The following is a 17,089-nucleotide window of genomic DNA, read 5'->3' as shown; positions in this document are numbered from 1 at the left end:
ATCTTAACAGCAAAATAAGGGATCTGCTTGCAGCACATGAATAATGAAAGTGTACTCGTTTGTTTTTGTGTCAAGCACCCTGAGCTAGATTTCTGGAATTAAGCTTAAGCCTTAAAATAATTGCTAGTCGCCTCAAATCAGGTACAGGCATCGAAGTCCGAGGTCTCGGTGCCGATCCCCGACCTAATAGCGAACTGATATAAAACAATTAAGATACAGAAAGCCGCAGCTACCTTGAATATCAAAAATATTACTGCTATAGATAGCAGACTCTCAGGTTTGTTATGCCAACCACCAGCCCCAGTCTCAAAAATTTTATCGAGCCAGTGCCGCTGTGCCTCCAAACGGCGGCGCTAGAATCGCTGCGGTCAATTTTCAGCTCCAGCAACTGCGATCGAGTCGCCGTAGTTAACGAACAGCTACAGCCGCTGGGATTAGTTTACCTCCGCAGCCTTTGGGCCCGCGCTGCCGATGGCACAAACGACGGGCAGCAACCTTTGTTAGAAAGCGCGATCGCGATCGAACCAGTCAGGGCATTACCTGCGGCTCTGAGCGTCAGCGAATTCTGGCAGTACCTGCAAACAGAGGAACTGAACACCCCAGCCCGACAAAACCCCCAAACCGCCGGCCGCTCCTCAAACATCCCGATCGCCCTGACAGATGCCAGCGGTAAATTTTTAGGAATGCTAGACAGCCTGAGCTTGCTGCAATTCGCTGCACTTAACAGCAGCCTGAGTGCCAAGCCAGCAGCAGTCAAAGAAATCGAATTAATGCCCGTTTCCTCCGCCATCGCCACCGCCCTAGACGCTCAAGTGCGCTTTCTAGAAGCAGGATTGAAACCCTCAGAAAACCTGAACTCCCTAGTCCAACTCCTAGAAAAACTGCCCCTGCCCCTGAGATTGCAAACCCCCACCGCACAAATAGTCAGCCAAAACGCAGCGTGGCGGATTTTCCTGGGAGCAGGCCCGGAACCAGTTCCCGAACCAGCAGCAAATTTGCGCAAACACTCGCCCCACAAACCAAGCCATTTAACAACTGAATACCAGAGCGTGCAGCTAGAACCCTTCACCCAAGAGTGCATGAGCCTAGTAGGAGCAAGTAGCTCGGGCGATCGCGATTCAACCGCAGCCACGAGTTGCCCGCTCCCCCTGTACGCTGCCGCCTCCCCCTCCACCTTAACCGCTCCAGCTTGGTGTCCGATGGCCGGCAAACCAGACACCTACATTTGCGATTGCCCCGTACAAAAAGGTCAAGAACGAATCTGGCAATTTGTCAAACAGCCGCTCTCAGACAAGCTAATTTTAGTAATGGGACAAGATGTCACCGAAGAACATTTAGTCGCCAAAGAACTAGCAGCGAAAAATGCAGATTTAATCCACCTCAACCGACTCAAAGACGAATTTTTATCCTGCATCAGCCACGAACTAAAAACCCCGCTTACTGCCGTCCTCGGTTTGTCCAGCCTCCTGAAAGATAAATTGATCGGAGAACTCAACGACCGCCAAACACGCTACGCCAAACTAATCCATAAAAGCGGGCGGCATTTGATGACAATAGTTAACGACATTTTAGACTTGACCCGGATGGAAACCGGGCAGCTAGAACTAATTCCCGAACCAGTCGAAATAGCAGCAACCTGCAAAAGAGCCTTTGAACAAGCAAAACAACTCCAACACCAAGAAGAAAAAAACCCTCCGGGCCAGAGCAAAACCGATGGCGTAGCAAACGCAGAAACCTCCGCCCAAATCGAATTTACACTCGAAATAGAACCGGGAGTGAGCGAATTAATTGCCGACGGACTGCGACTGCGGCAAATGCTCGTCAACCTCCTTTCCAACGCCCTAAAATTCACCGAAGCGGGTGGCAAAATCGGATTGAAAGTAAATGTTTGGGAAGGCTGGATCGCATTCACAGTTTGGGACACTGGCATCGGCATCCCGGCCGACAAACAGCACCTGATATTTCAGAAATTCCAACAGTTAGAAAGCCCCCTAACCAGGCGTTTTCAAGGAACAGGGCTGGGACTGGTACTGACTCAACGCCTAGCTAGGCTCCACGGTGGAGACGTTTCGTTTATTTCCTCAGAAAACCAAGGCTCTCAATTTACCCTGCTACTGCCGCCAAATCCTCCGGGAAACAGCAGCGAAGAATTCCCAGCACCGACCTCCGCGGAATCAGAATTATTAAAACCCCCATATCAGACTCCGATCGCCAATTCTCGCTCTCGTTTAGTATTAATAGTCGAAGCTGTTCCCAAATATATCGAAGATTTAACCAACGTCCTCTCGGGTTTGGGCTACCAAGTAATAGTCGCCCGTTCCGGCACCGAAGCGCTGGAAAAAGCCCGCAGGTTCAGTCCAGAAGCGATTTTCCTCAACCCGCTGCTGCCGCTGCTGTCCGGTTGGGACGTACTGACGCTGCTCAAGAGCGATCCAGATACCCGATCGATTCCGGCGATCGTCACGGCCACCAGAGGGGAAAAAGAACGGGCCAGTGTCAACCGAGCCGAAGGCTTCTTGAGCTTGCCGGTAGAAGAACCAGCTTTGCGGCGGCTGCTGGTAGACTTGATTGGCCACAGTAATGCCAGTACCGCCAAAGTAAGGAGTTCTTTAACTGTGTTGTGGCTCAGCCCGCAAAACAGTTCCTCTCAAGGTTCCGCTTTACTGCTCAACCCCAACTACTGCCGGGTTTTAGAAGCAGACGACCTCGGCCAAGCAGAACTAGTGGCCCGAATTTGGCGGCCAGACGCGATCGTCTTGGACGGTACAAGTCAACTGCAAAACCCCTTAGCTTTTATCGAACAGTTAAGTCGGTCTCGAAATTTGGGTTCTCTTCCCTTGGTGACTTTAGACCCCACAACTACGCAACTGGCAAATCAAGTCAAAGGATTGTCGGTATTTCCCTGTTTGGCTAGCATCGGTCCCGAGGACAGTGAAAATTCAGGTACCGGGTTGGTGGCTAGTGCATTGTGGCAAGTGATTCAAGTCGCTGCTGGCATGAGTTGGAAGCCCAGCATTTTATTTGCTGACATTTCGACTTTACCCGATTTGCACCGCACTGCTGGGGGGAACCCGACGGCAGAATTGGAAAATCGCGATCGACCGACAAATGCCGAGATGCCCCTGCCCAATTCCCAGTTTTCTACTCCCAACTTTCAAGCTTTGATTCAGTACATCCAAACGGCAGGATTGCGAGGGTCGATGGCTCCCTGCTGGAAAGAAGTTTTGCAGCAGTTGCAATATCAAAGCGTTGACTTAGTTTTGCTGTGTTTGGGAGATGCTCCCTCTGAATCCCCCGCTATGTTGCAGGCGCTATCGAACCTCCGGCAAATGGCAGTTAAACGACCAATTTTAGTCTGGGATTATCGGTCTGCTGTAAATTCGGAATCGGAGGCGATCGACTTTCTGCTGCAAGAAGTATCTGCAAAAATTTTGCCTTCTTCCTTGTCTGCAGGAGAATTATTAGACAAAATTCAACAGACTTTATTAACTCATTCAAGTTGCTGAAAATCAAGAATTTACCCGTTTGTAGTGAGGAGTGAAGTCCTCTATAAAGGAGTGAAGAAAAACTCTTATTCCTGAGTGCAAACAGAATTTTTGAACTATTTAACAGAAAACGGCGAAGCGTTGCGAGTCAGGAAGCAATATCAAAACTCAAAAATATGGGTTATTATAGGCGATCGAGAAACCCTTATATTTTTTTCTGGGGCTGTACAGTGCCTAATCGCATTCCTTTAATATCTTTGGTGCTCGCACTCGGTTTGTGGACAATGCCCAAGCCTGCTGTCGCACAGGCACTCCTGCCTTACACGCTGCAAATCGACTCTGCCCAACTCGAACAAACAGCCGTGAGCCTTGCAGAAGAAGCGGTCCAGCTAGCCAGACTCCAGCAGTACGAACTGGCCGTCCCCAGAGCGGAACTTGCTACACAATTAGCCCCTAAGAATGCTCAAACTTGGACTTTGCTAGGCAGTTTGTACCTTCAAGTCGAGCAGTTTGACAAAGGCATTGAAGCTTTGGGGCAAGCTCAATCTCTGTCGCCAGAAAATGCCTCTATTAAATTTGTCTTGGGAGAAGCTCATTTTCGGAAAGCGAACTACCAGAAAGCAGTCGAATACTTGCAAGCAGGATTGAAACTAAAACCAGACACTCCGGGCGCCTTATTTGATCTGGGTAACAGTTTTTACAAGCTGAAGCGGTTCGATCAGGCGATCGCCCAGTACGAAAAAGCCTTTGCTTTAGAAAAAAACCTCTGGCCCGCTATCAACAATATCGGATTGGTCAAATACGAAATGGGAGATATCGATGGCGCTATCAAACGGTGGGAACAGGCGATCGCCCTCGATGACAAAGCAGCAGAATCAATGCTAGCTCTAGCAGTAGCACTCTACGGCAAAGGCGACAAAGAAAAAGGCTTAGCGATGGGAGAAGCAGCTCTGAAGCTGGACAAACGCTATGCTACCGTAGAATATCTCAAAGAAAATCTCTGGGGCGATCGCTTGATCGCAGCTACCCAAAACTTCCTGGTCACTCCCCAAATTAAAGCAGCACTCGCCAAAATTCAAGACGGCCCATCCTCTCGGGAAATGTCGCCTTAGAAATAGGAATGATGAAAGATTAAAGATTTAGGAAGCCAAAAAATGTTCAATACTGTTGTTGTCGCTGGAGGCAGTCGCGGAATTGGGCTGGCAGTTGCCGAACATTTCGCGCCCAAGTCCCGCCGTTTGCTAGCCGTATCCCGCACTCGGGCACCTGTCGGCGAGTGGGTGAGTGCCGATTTGTCTTCTCTGTCTGGCGTTGAATTAGTCGTGGAGGCAGTCGGCAGCGATATTCTTGATGCCTTGCTCTATATGGGCGGCACTTGGGAAACGAATGCTTTCACCAGTCAATACAGTTTTGAAAATTGTTCGGATGAAGACATCACGCGGGTAATCGCTGTGAATCTCATCGCACCGATTCGGCTGGTGAAAGCACTCCTGCCGGCACTTCGGCATTCTAAAAATCCGAAAGTGATGTTTATGGGTTCTCTCTCCGGGCGAGACAATTTCTCTGGTAGAGAAGTCGCAAATTCAGCATCTAAGTTTGGTTTGCGAGGGGCAGTTCATGCTCTGCGGGAAGAATTGCGATCGCAGCAAATAGGCGTCACCATCATCAACCCTGGAAACGTCGGAACTCCCGAGGTACTTGCGGATTTGGCCGCCAAGCGGGCTGCTTGGCGGCAGTGCAATTCCGCTATCTGATTTATTGAGCATCATCGACTGCGTGCTGTCTTTGTCGCGAGCAACCTGCGTCAAAGAGATAGATTTACCCGCTATGCTTGGTGATGGAGCCTGAGTTTTGATTTGGGAGTGCGATCGGCACGCTTGCTGTCGCGTATCAAATCCAATATATACATTTCTTCAATTCTCCAATCTAAAATCTAAAATCTAAAATCTAAAATCGCATGATCCCTCTAAGCTGGAAAGAACTAGAAGCCCTCACAGACTTTGAAGTCGATCGCGTCAACGGGCCAACGAACGCCCAAGCCCGCTTGCGCCTGTTTGGTAAAACCGAATCGGATGTGCGAGTCACCCTGTACCGCGATCACCATGCTTGGTGTCCCTACTGCCAAAAAATCTGGCTGTGGCTGGAAGAAAAACAAATCCCCTACCGTATTGACAAAGTTACAATGTTCTGCTACGGGGAAAAGGAAAGCTGGTACAAGCGCAAAGTGCCATCGGGAATGCTACCGGCGATCGAACTAGACGGCCGCATCATCACCGAAAGCGATGATATCTTAATCGCCCTGGAACGAGTCTATGGCCCCTTGGGTTTGGGCATGGAAAACCCCGCAGTCATTCCCCTGCGGCGGTTAGAGCGACTGCTGTTTAGGGCCTGGTGCTCTTGGCTGTGCTATCCAGCAAGTTCAGCCAGAGCAGAACAGCACAACCGCAACCAATTTATCAGCGTTGTCGCCCAGGTAGAAAAGGCTCTCGCCAGCACCCCGGGGCCTTATTTCCTCGATGAATTTGGCACTGCGGATGTCATCTTTACGCCCTACGTGGAACGGATGAATGCCAGTCTTTACTACTACAAAGGCTACTCGATGCGGGAAGAAAACCCGCGCTTTGCTGACTGGTTTGCGGCGATGGAAACCCGCCCTACCTATCGCGGCACTCAGAGCGATTTTCACACCCACGCCCACGATTTACCGCCTCAGATGGGCGGGTGTTATGAAAACGGCGAACCTCAGATGCTACTCAATAAAGCCCGGGTGGATAATGGGCCTTGGGCTGGACTCCCGGATGTGATGTACCCTGAACCGGAAACCTCCCGCGCTGAAGCACTTCACCGCGTCATTAAGCACCACCACAACATCGTTCGAGTCAATCCTGCTGATGACAACTTGTTTGATGAGGCTTTGCGCTGTGCTTTAACTTTGATGATGACTGGCGAAGTTTGTACGCCGCCTGCTGGTTCTGATGCGGCTTTGCGGTATTTGCGCGATCGGGTGAATGTGCCCCGGGATATGTCGATTTACGCGGCCAAGCGGCTGAGGGAAGCGTTGGAGGAAACGGCGGCTTTGGTGGGTGATGGCCAAGGTTCTCCGATTCTGCTGAAGCATCGGCGAGATCAAGATCCGGCTAATTTTGTGTAGGGGGCGTCTGGTGGATTTGCTCAAAGGTTTCTCCAAACACGACATCAGAGATTTGTAAGGTACGATCGGATTATTTTCTAGACTGTTTCAGAGGCTATAGGTATGGTTTCAGTATCCAACAACCAACCAATCATTATTCGTACAGAGCGCGGACTGACAATTTCAGGTACGCGCATCACTCTCTATGATGTGATGGACTACCTGACGGCTCAATATCCCCCGAAGTTTATCCGTTCCTTGTTTGACTTAACAGAGGATCAGATTAACGTTGCTTTATCCTACATTGAGGCAAATCGTGCAGAAGTCGAAGCAGAGTATCAAGTTGTTTTAAGGCAAGCTAAAGAAATTCAGCATTACTGGGAAGAGCGCAATCGCGAACATTCTGCCCGCGTTGCAGCGATGCCACCCAAACCCGGTCGAGAGGCTCTTTGGGCAAAACTTCAACAGCAGAAAGCCAAACACGAACTAGAAGCATCAATTTTCTGAGCGATCGCAATCTTGGAGGTCATGCAGAAATTTTATTGGGTAATATTGCGAGTCAAGGCTGGTTAAATCTACTCCCAATTCGTTTGGTCACTTTCAAGCAGATGAATTTGTCGATCGACAGTAACGATCGAGTTGTTTGGCGACTTGCTCAGGCAAATCAGATGATTTTGCTTACTGCCAACCGCAGCATGAGGGGTGAAGACTCCCTGGAACAGGTGATCCGAGAAGAAAATACAGTGGATTCCCTACCTGTCATTACGATTGGAGATGCCGAGCGATTTTTAGCCGATCGAGTCTATCGAAATCGTTGTGTCGATCGTATTCTGGAAATCTTGCTGGATATCGAAACCTGGATGGGCGTTGGTCGTCTTTTTGTTCCGTAAGGTGAGCCAATAAGTAAGGCAGTGCTGCTAGCCGAACAAGGCAAAAAAACTGAGTTTCCAACACTATAGCAATCCTAAATCATTTGTGAATCTCTTACTCCCTCAGAGCGGGTTCGGGGATAGTTGGGGTGGGGTAAAAAATTTACGACTCATTTAGAACCGCTATATCGAGTATTTTTATCGAACCGCTATACATGGTGGCTTTTGGCATCAGTGTAAGCGGGAGCGAAAACTGAAATTTTGAGTGTTTATTCTGTGAACATTGTGGCGACCATGAGTTTATTTGTCCTCATATTTGCGGTTTAAACTATAAAAATCTGACTCGATTGTTGGCGTCAATTTGTATATATTGTAACTTTTGGAGTTGAGATATTATTCTTTCTAGTTCGGCTTCAGAAATTCCGCCTTGAAATTGAAACATGGCGGCGATAGAATTCTTAAGTGAGCTTATTTTGGTGGGCTTTAACTTTATGAGCCTTTCAAAAACATATTCAACTATTTCCGAACTATTTAGAGATTTCGAGAAGTCTTGCCGGTTCTCTTCAATTGGGTGTTGGGCGTTTTGAGTTTCCTCTTCTTTTCTGGCTAGCTGTATCAGCAGTTGCGCCAAACGCAACTTGTCCCTGTATCCAAGCTGCTCGCATAAGCTAGCTATATCATCATAAGTCATCACAGCTTTCATTTGAAAATTCTCATCACGGGATAACTGCCGCCGTTGAGCCAATTCAGGATTTGACATAAAACAACGTTGAATTCATTTTTCCATCTTACCACTGCCCCAAAGATTCGACTAAACCCTCCAACTCCTCTGCACGATCGCAGCAAATTCGATAAATCCGATCGCCCCGCCACCGAAATCTAGCTGCAACTCGTCAACAAACACCACTGCCGCAAATCCACAGAAGGCCAAAATGGGGCAACCACAGGCGGATTGGCCCTACCGGCTTTCAAAATCCACTGGCAACTCCTCGACTGGGAGAAATACCCCAGCATCGGCGAGATCGAGATCCGGCTAATTTTGTATAAAGGGCGATCGGAATCAGACGGAATCGGCGTTGCTGCTGCTTTACTTAATCAGCGTGCTATCTGCTCGATCGATGTGCTACCATTGGTAGTATTAAAAGTGGCATAAATAATATGAAAGTATCTATCTCTTTGCCAGATGAGCTAGTGCGTTACATTGACGAGCGTGTAGAAAATCGCAGTCGGCTAGTGGAGCTTTTATTGCAAGCATGGCGTAAACAACAAGAACAGCAGGCAATGGTAGAAGCCTGTTTATTGCTCGATGAACTGAGTGATGAATTAACCGATGAGGATGAAGCATGGCAGCAAGCAGCGATTACCGACTGGGAAGCATCTGGCTCGTGAATTTCGATCCCTCAGTCGGTACAGAAATCCGCAAGACTCGACCAGCCGTAATTATTTCAGGAACTGCTTTTAATCAACGCAGTAAAGTCACAGTTCTGCCCATCACTTCTGCTGTTCCAAACGAGCATTTACGACCCATTGTTTTGCCAGTAATTCCTTCGACTCTCAATGGTCTGAATACCGAGAGTTTTATCGTGTGCGTCGATCCGATGACGTTTGATAAACGCAGACTTGTGCGCTGTCTTGGGCAATTGGAGTTGCAACAAATACCAGAAATTCAACGGATTTTGGCTCGATATTTAGAACTTGAAGAGTAGGGCAATGCAAAATCTGGGGGGTGACAAATATAGCATCAAGTGGCGCAGGATTTCTGGGTTGTTGAAACTTTTTCCTATATTGCCCCCTTTGGCATCGGTATAAGCAGCATCTAAAACGGGAATTTTGAGTTTTTCTTCGGTGGCAATTGTGGCCGTCATGAGTTAATTTATCCTAATATTTGAAGTTTTAGAGTAGGAATTGTTTAAAAGGTTGGTAAGGTATGGCGGGACTATTTAAGCGTTAATTGTTCGTCATATTGCTTATACCAATATTCAACGATATATAAAGATGCTCTTATTAGCATATCCCAATTATCCTCCTCGAGATTAATAGACTCAGTTGCTGGTCTAAAATGAACTATAGAATTCCGAATTTTATAAACAAAATCTCCACAATTACCTTCTTCTGTACCATCAAGCAATTTTTTAATTGGTCGCAATAACTTACGAGCTTCTTCCGGCGACTCGTCAATTAGTTTATTAACCGCATCTTTTTCTTTAGGTTTCCAACCCATGTACTTTTCAACATCAGCCGAAAACTTTAAGAGCGAATCTTGGATCTTCAATTCCTTGTGAAAAATTTCTAAATATGATAGGGGAAACAGCCTTTCTATACATCTATAAATATCGAGAAAGGAATATTTCCAAGAAACAGAAACTAAACTAAATAATAAATTTGCATAAGGTATGTTTTTTGAGCCTTCAAAAAAAATATTTTCAAATTTATGAACTGTTTGACTAGAAAATTTTAAGGCAATTAGTTGGCTATTTTTTAAAGCATAGAAGCCTGATATCCTTATTAAATCTATATCATTTTTTTCAATAAAAGGAGAATCTTCTGGAATTCGATAGACAGAAAATGGTTCAAAAAAGTTGCTTATTAAAGAAAAATTTTCATATGAAATTATTGACTTTATAGGGTCATTATATAAAATTTTCTCGGCAATATCATAAGGTTTTGCTTCATGGCTAAGAGGAATTTTAAGTTCAAATAGTAATGCTGTAACTATTCCCGCATTCAGTTCTACAAATTCAATTACTTCATCACTATGAATAGTTTGTTTACTCGGCCAACCGACGGCAACAAAGTATTTCTGGCTATTAAATTCAAATGAAGCTGTTTGGAAATTGGGTAAAATTAACTGCTTGTTTATAATTTTGAGTCCTTGCAACCATTTTTTATCTTTAGTATTTGTCTTAATACATCGTTTATTATTAGAAACAGGCACAGCAACTTCACTTGTTTGGACAAATTCAGCTAATAGCTCAAATATATATTTGTTAGCGTCTATCATGCTTCTAGACATAAGTTTTTCAGTAAGCTCTCCAACACGGAGTCATATTGTCAACTTTAAAGTTTTCCTCGATTAAGATTTTAAAAGCTTGCAGAAAGAATTCTCTTTCATTAGACTTAGCTGGTTTTTTACCAATCAATTCATTTAAAGTTGGAAAATCTAGAAAATCTTTTATTTCGTTACTCTTTAGACTAGATATACGTTCTAACATTTTATCGGCATCATTTTTAATTTTATTCCATTTTTCATTCTGTTTTTCTGGGCTATAATTCGAGCCAGGTCTACCCAGTACAGACAAACCTATTGCTGTTACAAAACCAACACAAGCTGGTTGACTTTTTCTGAATAAATTACCGTCTTTAAAATATTATTTTGATTTTTTATCTTTATATGTGGCTATAGCTCGATCAAATTTACCCAAATAATTTATTACTTCATAAAATATATTTGTGAAATTTGAATTGGCTGCTGATTCTATAAAGTCTTGTCGCATAAATTCATCTGCTAGCCTCTCCTGTAAGTCAATTTTTTCTTTTCTTGCCCCAAAAACCAAAAATAATTCTATAATGTTATCAGCCTGAAATTGTCCAGGTGATGAACTTCGCTTTTCGTCATTCATTTCCCAAATTTTGACGCAAGTAGATTGTTCATTTAATTCTTTAATAATTGACCTAAAAACGGTTTCAATCTGTCTCCTTATATTCCAAGGAACTTGACCAGTATTTAAAACTAACATCCGGTAGGTAAGACTATTTACTTGAGAGGCAATCCAATATTCTATACGAATTTTGTTGTTAGTAATATCTGTCTTCTTTTGTGCTTCATGTAGAGCTGTAGTTCTTTGCATTCCGTCGATAATAGAAATGCTATCACTATCAATTCCTTCCATCAATTCTAAAAAGGAATCTCTGTTTTTTAATGTCTCCAGTTGGTCAAAAGTATCTTTCGGCACGATTACTCCTAAGACTATTGGTGGAATTAGTGCGCCTGCTTCTATATCTTGAACCATTCTCTCCCTAATCCGAATAGCTGTTGTTGTTTTTAATGTATCTCTTTGTCCTTCTAAGCCTCCTCTATTTTTAAATGTCCTACTTACCATGTTGAGATAATCTTCAACCCTTAGCTGTACCATAAAAGAGTAGCACTTTACCTTTTTATCTTCTCAAATATCGATATCTATTGTATCTATTGTCATAAGCCTTTCTTTTTTTATTTCAATAGCTTTTATAGCTTAGCCCCAGACAGCCTTAGATTTAATGCTATCTAACATTAGAGTAAAGCTTTTAGGCAGCCTGCTCCTGCAAATATAATTTTACCCCATAATCTACCAGAATTCGGCAGAGGCAAAAATGCTTAAGGAATGTAGCCCTTGTCCTGCCGTTTGGATTGCTTCTTGTATGATGGCGCTGACTGTATTCCCTGCCTGTGATGGAAAATTTTCCATTGAGGCATCAATTAGAGTGGGGCAAATGACCGATGGTAGACTCAAGCTTTAGATTTCAAATCCCCCACACCGACTGTTGGGTAATATAAACCGATCGCGCCGTCCCACTCTCCAAATCAAAAATTGATACTTTCGCTCTGCACCTTCAGCACTGCAATCTCTGCACAAGATAGGTTGTTTGTCAACTCTTCTGGTAAAGGGGGAGCAAAAGAGGAGGTTTCACCGATCGCACTACTCGATCGATTCATGAAAAAAGTTAGCCTTCAGATTTGATATTACTCCCAGTAATTTTCCCAATCATCCTTAAAAGCTTGCTGCAATCTCTGCATATACGCATCAGTCTTAATCTTCACCATCCACAGATTATTAGCATTGCGGCCTCCCTTGCACACAACACCTTCATCCACACCGTATTTCCCCTTGCGAAGATCGTCCATAAACTTGCCCGTCAGTTTGCCGCGATAAATCACTCGCGCAATATTTAATTTACCAAAATCCTGAATAAACCGATCGGGAACAACCATACCGCCCTCAGTTTCCACATCAAAAAGAACCAGTTGTTTGCGATCGTCCTTTTTGTGCTTTCCCGCAAACGAGTTAGCACCAAAAAACTCTGTAAACACAGTAATTTCAGGGCAGTGATACAGTTCGTTCTCTCGAAATATAGACTCTAAGGGACTAGCAAAATCTTTTTTAAATATTTCCGGTGCTTCTTCTAAACCAGGATGTGCAGCATTAAATTCTGCAATTCCCATCTCATCCAAATCAAATCTACTGCGGCGCGGACCAAAAGCATACCAACCAAGTTCAACTTCCCAAACCCAATGCAAATTAGTGCCATCGTACTTCTCAAAAGCTACACATTGTTCGTTAGGGCAATTTTTACTATCTGGAATTTTGGGATAGGCAAGAAGCATGATATCGATTCCGGTTGCACTCCTTATGCTTGTTGACTGTTGACTGTTGACTGTTGACTGTTGACTGTTGACTGTTGACTGTTGACTGATGACGGGCGGGTCAAAAAAATGAAAATTGCGCGAATTATTTGTTGGCCTCGGGATTCGACTTTACGCCCGACGATGAACGGCGGAATTGATATAAGTCGTGCGTTAGCGTTGCCCTCGAAGACGATCGCTCCGCAACAAAAGACACTATTCTCAGTTTATGCCATAACCGCTAAAGGGGTTGCCATAAAACGATCGCGCTTTTTCCCGTACCGAACTCCTGGAGTATTGCTATTTATATTTTTGAAGGGGTAAAAAGTTAACTGATATCTTGTACCATTGTCCAGAACCGGCTCTTCGGCCCGTTCCACAAAGAATGAGTTTTCTTGTGGAACAGGCCGGAAAGCCTGTTCCTAAACAAGTAATTGAGAAGGGTGCAAGATGTGAGTTAAGCTGAAAAACTTAAGTTTTTAGTGACTGATATTCAACAAGTAGCCTCTACGAACACACCGCTGCGAGCAAACTCCTCTTCTTCAGGAGTGAATACTGGAGGTTCATCCACAAGGTCAGGGTCAAAGTAGTATGTCTCTTGTAGGAATTGTCCCGTGACGATCGCCTCCTCCAACTCCTTGATATAATCTTGGGCAATTAAGCATACCTCCTCGATGCCTTCCTCATTCCTCTTATCCAACAGCTTTTGCAATATTGGTCTCACCCCTGTCAGCCTTGCTGCGGGCTTGAGTATAGTGTAGAGGCGGTACATCCGATCGGTGGCAATGCTGATTTGTTTGAGGGCTTTGGCTCGTGCTAGCTCAGACTCAATGCTGGGCCAATAACGGGTAGTGTACAATGCTTCCTCATCCTTTTGATACCACTCTTCCGATCGCGCAATTGATGAGGAGACAGTGTTGTGCAACTTCCAGAAGAACAAGCGCAGAGAAGGGCCATCTACTACAGTGGACAGCTTTGCCTCCATTGATACCTCAAAGCTATTGAGACGCGGATCGCGCCCGAGCACCAGGTACTCCACAGGGTAAATTTCCACCTCTTTATTCTCCACCACGTAGGCGCTGAGGTGGTGGCGGCAGTACGGGCAGGGATACATACTGGCAAACAGCTTGAAAAAGTGCTTGAAGATGGCCACCAGAGTTTTTTGCTGTTGGGGCGTCTTGGTAGAGACGATTTCAGCCGTAGTGTGGAAGAAACGCCACACCGCAGGGCCAATATAGTAAGGGAAACTCACCCGCATTTGTGAATTCTTTACTTCAGTGCGATCGATATACACATCGATAAACGCCACATATTGCGAGAGTTCGCCAGACTCGCGCCCAGACTCCAAGCGTTCCCGCCGTTTCTGTACCCCATTGAGGTAGTGGTGCGTCAAGCGCCATGCTTGTTGAAGCATCAGCTTCTGTTTGGGAGCGCATTTGGCAAAGCCGGATGCAACATCCGCCCCATAGCGCCCAAATTCCCCTGAGGTTTTAGTCGCTTCGTACCACTGGTTTAAAGCTGCTTCGTCAGGCACCGTATTAAAGGGGATGTCTGCTGCTGTGCTGACGCTGAAGGCAGCCAACAGCTTCGGCATAAAGTCTTCATACCAATAGGCGACTGGCATCATCGCACCATCGATTTCCTCTGATGCATCCGAGAGGATGACGCGGTTCCACTTCTTCAGGTACTCTTTGGGATCTCCCTCGGATTTGGCTGGTGGCGGTGCCATGTTCTCACTGAGCTCCATGTTTCGCAGTCGGTTGAGTTCGTTGATTGCCAGCACGCCCTCGGCGATGTCACGCAAGTTGAGACTCTTCTTTTTGATGGTGATTGCCAACTCGACTGCCGCCCCAAATTTCTCCTTGGCGGTGGCCGACTTACCCCGCGCCTCCAACATGGCTTTTTCTTCTGCCAACATTTCAGGAGTTTTTTCTATGGTTTTCCAATTCTTGATGCGATGTTCTAGCCGGCGAAATTCATCTTCGAGCGATTTAACTACTGCATCCAGTAGAGGGTTGCACGCCGATTCTACTACACCCAATCCTTTATAAAGCGCGATCGCGCTCCTGACAAATCGCACAAAATCAACGATTCTGTAGGGCAAGTTTCTCACGCGCAGGTGAGTCTCGTGGTTGGCGGAAAAACTCTCGCGGAAGCTGCGGTAAGCTGCTCCTTGGATCAGACGAAACAAACCAATCTGCATCTGCAAGCGGGACGTACCGCGCTTCTTCTCACCTTGTGGGTGTTGGGCGAGCAGTTCTTTTAGCCGCGCTATTTCTTGATTGCAATCGGTGGCTGGTTCTTGTAGATCTTGTAGATTAGGTTCAATAGTGTCAGAAGCTGCCTCGTTGACAGCAGTTGCTATACTTTCGATCGCAGCCGCTGTAGTATCTGAAATCTCGGTTGTCTGTGTACTGACAACCGCAACCGGCCAGTCTTGATATCCTGTTGCGATCTCTGACTCATCCGGTACGAGTTTGCAGAATTCCTCAAAGTCAATTAAGGCATTGCCGTCACCATCTGCCTCTTCGATCATCTCATCGAGCTCTGGCTCTGTCACCCCAAACGGGCTCATCACATTTTGCATCTCGTTTTTAGTGATTTGACCGCTGCCATCCTCATCAAATACAGTAAATGACATTTTGAGACGGCTCTGGCGATCGCCAGAGTCGGACACCATCAGCATTTTGAATTCCTCAAAATCGATACTGCCAGACTTGTCTAAGTCCACTTCCTCGATCATGTCGCGCAGCTCAGTTTCGTTAGGACTCTGGCCTAGCGATCGCATCACTTGACCGAGTTCTTCTGATGAAATAGCACCGCTGGCGTCCGCGTCAAATACTTTGAACACTTCCCATAACTTTGCCTCCTCTTCTTCAGTCATGGCTTTTTTTTCAAGTTCCACAGATGTCATACTAAATTTTCCCTGATTTTTTTTATTTTATGTCTATTAATTATGGCTAATATAAGTAGGTAAGCGCCAAATAACAATAATATTTTGTAGAATCGTGTAGGGGCTGGTTTAAGCTATTATAGCCTTTCTCAGATAGATGAGGTACAAGTTGAGATTTGAGATTTGAGATTTGAGATTTGAGATTGGGGAATTGTTAATTAATTGGTGAATACCTCATCTTTCCCAGAACCGCTATATCTCTACTAAGACAGATGTAATTAGTGCAAAATCCGCCCTATCATTTAATGTTTTTTTCTAGCAACTTACTTACTTTAATTTTTAATTTATGATGACTTACATGAAGCAGTAAAAAGTTAAGTTTTTAAGCTTAACTTTTTACTGGCTGATATCTAAGCCCCCTCGACGAACACACCGCTGCGAGCAAACTCCTCTTCTTCAGGACTAAAGACGGGAGCTTCATCCACAAGGTCAGGGTCAAAGTAATATGTGTCTTGTAGGAATTGTCCGGTGACGATCGCCTCCTCCAACTCCTGGATGTAATCTTGGGCAACTAAGCAAGCCTCCTTAATGCCTTCGTCATCCCTCTTCTCCAACAGCTTTTGCAAAGTTGCTCTCACTCCTGTCAGCCGTGCTGCGGGCTTGAGCATACCGTAGAGGCGGTACATTCGATCGGTGGCAATGCTGATTTGTTTGAGGGCTTTGGCTCGTGCTAGCTCAGAGTCAATGCTGGGCCAATAACGGGTGGTGTAGAATGCTTTCTCATCCTTGTGATACCACTCTTCCGATCGCGCAATTGATGAGGAGACAGTGTTGTGCAACTTCCAGAAGAACAAGCGCAGAGAAGGACCGTCTACTACGGTGGACAGCTTAGCCTCCATTGATACCTCAAAGTTATTCAGACGCGGATCGCGCCCGAGCACCAGGTACTCCACAGGGTACATTTCCACCTCTTTATTCTGCACCACGTAGGCGTTGAGGTGGTGGCGGCAGTAGGGGCAGGGATACATAGTAGCAAACAGCTTGAAGAAGTCCTTGAAGATGGCCACCAGAGTTTTTTGCTGTTGGGGCGTCTTGGTAGAGACAATTTCAGCCGTAGTGTGGAAGAAACGCCACACCGCAGGCCCAATATAGTAAGGGAAACTGACCCGCATTTGTGAATTCTTTACTTCAGTGCGATCGATATAAACATCGATGAACGCCACATATTGCGAGAGTTCGCCAGACTCGCGCCCAAACTCCAAGCGTTCCCGCCGTTTCTGTACCCCATTGAGGTAGTGGTGCGTCAAGCGCCATGCTTGTTGAAGCATCAGC

General features: G+C 45.6%; 17 protein-coding genes. 9 read left to right on the top strand and 8 right to left on the bottom strand.

The genetic code is table 11. From position 1 onward, the window contains the following. The first annotated feature begins 284 nt into the window (after nucleotides 1–284). The 6 genes from QUB56_RS15570 (at nucleotide 285) to QUB56_RS15545 (ending at nucleotide 7,505) form a co-directional block, all read left to right on the top strand. Nucleotides 285–3,506, top strand: a complete 3,222-nt coding sequence (locus QUB56_RS15570) for an ATP-binding protein (protein WP_332956256.1) — start codon at nucleotides 285–287, stop codon at nucleotides 3,504–3,506. A gap of 209 nt (nucleotides 3,507–3,715) precedes the next feature. Beyond that, complete coding sequence (locus tag QUB56_RS15565; protein ID WP_445243358.1) at nucleotides 3,716–4,597, top strand: tetratricopeptide repeat protein; 882 nt, start codon at nucleotides 3,716–3,718, stop codon at nucleotides 4,595–4,597. 42 nt (nucleotides 4,598–4,639) lie between these two features. Next, complete coding sequence (locus QUB56_RS15560) at nucleotides 4,640–5,239, top strand: SDR family NAD(P)-dependent oxidoreductase (protein ID WP_332956252.1); 600 nt, start codon at nucleotides 4,640–4,642, stop codon at nucleotides 5,237–5,239. 203 nt (nucleotides 5,240–5,442) lie between these two features. Next, on the top strand, nucleotides 5,443–6,636 hold the full coding sequence (locus QUB56_RS15555; protein ID WP_332956251.1) for a glutathione S-transferase family protein: 1,194 nt from the start codon (nucleotides 5,443–5,445) through the stop codon (nucleotides 6,634–6,636). A 102-nt stretch (nucleotides 6,637–6,738) separates the two neighbouring features. Then, on the top strand, nucleotides 6,739–7,122 hold the full coding sequence (locus tag QUB56_RS15550) for a DUF433 domain-containing protein (protein WP_332956250.1): 384 nt from the start codon (nucleotides 6,739–6,741) through the stop codon (nucleotides 7,120–7,122). Next, nucleotides 7,065–7,505, top strand: coding sequence for an ACP S-malonyltransferase (locus tag QUB56_RS15545; protein WP_332956249.1), 441 nt, complete (start codon nucleotides 7,065–7,067; stop codon nucleotides 7,503–7,505). The genes QUB56_RS15550 and QUB56_RS15545 overlap by 58 nt, the downstream gene beginning before the upstream one ends. A 307-nt stretch (nucleotides 7,506–7,812) precedes the next feature. Here the strand turns inward: QUB56_RS15545 and QUB56_RS15540 are convergent, their stop codons facing one another. After that, nucleotides 7,813–8,244, bottom strand: coding sequence for a hypothetical protein (locus tag QUB56_RS15540; protein ID WP_332956248.1), 432 nt, complete (start codon nucleotides 8,242–8,244; stop codon nucleotides 7,813–7,815). 192 nt (nucleotides 8,245–8,436) lie between these two features. Here QUB56_RS15540 and QUB56_RS15535 point away from each other — a divergent pair, with 192 nt between their 5' ends. From QUB56_RS15535 to QUB56_RS15525, 3 genes are read left to right on the top strand one after another with little or no spacing between them, the layout of a single operon-like run. Further along, nucleotides 8,437–8,637 carry a hypothetical protein gene (locus QUB56_RS15535; RefSeq protein ID WP_332956247.1) on the top strand — a complete coding sequence of 67 codons (201 nt, stop codon included), beginning with the start codon at nucleotides 8,437–8,439 and terminating at the stop codon, nucleotides 8,635–8,637. A 5-nt stretch (nucleotides 8,638–8,642) separates the two neighbouring features. Next, nucleotides 8,643–8,873 (top strand): ribbon-helix-helix domain-containing protein, encoded by a 231-nt coding sequence (locus QUB56_RS15530; RefSeq protein WP_332956246.1) that lies wholly within the window; start codon nucleotides 8,643–8,645, stop codon nucleotides 8,871–8,873. Beyond that, the gene (locus tag QUB56_RS15525) at nucleotides 8,828–9,190 is read left to right on the top strand and encodes a type II toxin-antitoxin system PemK/MazF family toxin (RefSeq protein WP_332956245.1); all 363 of its coding nucleotides are present in this window, start codon (nucleotides 8,828–8,830) and stop codon (nucleotides 9,188–9,190) included. The genes QUB56_RS15530 and QUB56_RS15525 overlap by 46 nt, the downstream gene beginning before the upstream one ends. Here the strand turns inward: QUB56_RS15525 and QUB56_RS15520 are convergent. The 7 genes from QUB56_RS15520 to QUB56_RS15490 all read right to left on the bottom strand — a co-directional run. Then, nucleotides 9,173–9,349 carry a hypothetical protein gene (locus QUB56_RS15520; RefSeq protein ID WP_332956244.1) on the bottom strand — a complete coding sequence of 59 codons (177 nt, stop codon included), beginning with the start codon at nucleotides 9,347–9,349 and terminating at the stop codon, nucleotides 9,173–9,175. The genes QUB56_RS15525 and QUB56_RS15520 overlap by 18 nt on opposite strands. A gap of 71 nt (nucleotides 9,350–9,420) precedes the next feature. Beyond that, nucleotides 9,421–10,497 carry a hypothetical protein gene (locus QUB56_RS15515; RefSeq protein WP_332956242.1) on the bottom strand — a complete coding sequence of 359 codons (1,077 nt, stop codon included), beginning with the start codon at nucleotides 10,495–10,497 and terminating at the stop codon, nucleotides 9,421–9,423. Between the two features lie 7 nt (nucleotides 10,498–10,504). After that, on the bottom strand, nucleotides 10,505–10,783 hold the full coding sequence (locus QUB56_RS15510; RefSeq protein ID WP_332956240.1) for a hypothetical protein: 279 nt from the start codon (nucleotides 10,781–10,783) through the stop codon (nucleotides 10,505–10,507). A 69-nt stretch (nucleotides 10,784–10,852) separates the two neighbouring features. Then, nucleotides 10,853–11,617, bottom strand: coding sequence for a hypothetical protein (locus QUB56_RS15505; RefSeq protein WP_332956237.1), 765 nt, complete (start codon nucleotides 11,615–11,617; stop codon nucleotides 10,853–10,855). A 587-nt stretch (nucleotides 11,618–12,204) separates the two neighbouring features. Next, nucleotides 12,205–12,846: an RNA ligase family protein gene (locus tag QUB56_RS15500; protein WP_332956236.1), complete on the bottom strand. Its 642-nt coding sequence runs from the start codon at nucleotides 12,844–12,846 to the stop codon at nucleotides 12,205–12,207. Between the two features lie 511 nt (nucleotides 12,847–13,357). Then, nucleotides 13,358–15,778, bottom strand: a complete 2,421-nt coding sequence (locus QUB56_RS15495; RefSeq protein ID WP_332956235.1) for an EF-hand domain-containing protein — start codon at nucleotides 15,776–15,778, stop codon at nucleotides 13,358–13,360. Between the two features lie 389 nt (nucleotides 15,779–16,167). Next, nucleotides 16,168–17,089: ERV1/ALR-related protein (locus QUB56_RS15490; RefSeq protein ID WP_332956234.1), on the bottom strand; the 922-nt coding region annotated here is incomplete at its 5' end.

The sequence above is a fragment of the Microcoleus sp. AR_TQ3_B6 genome (assembly GCF_036702785.1).
Lineage (GTDB): Bacteria > Cyanobacteriota > Cyanobacteriia > Cyanobacteriales > Microcoleaceae > Microcoleus.
This window is presented reverse-complemented; position numbering and strand designations above follow the sequence as displayed.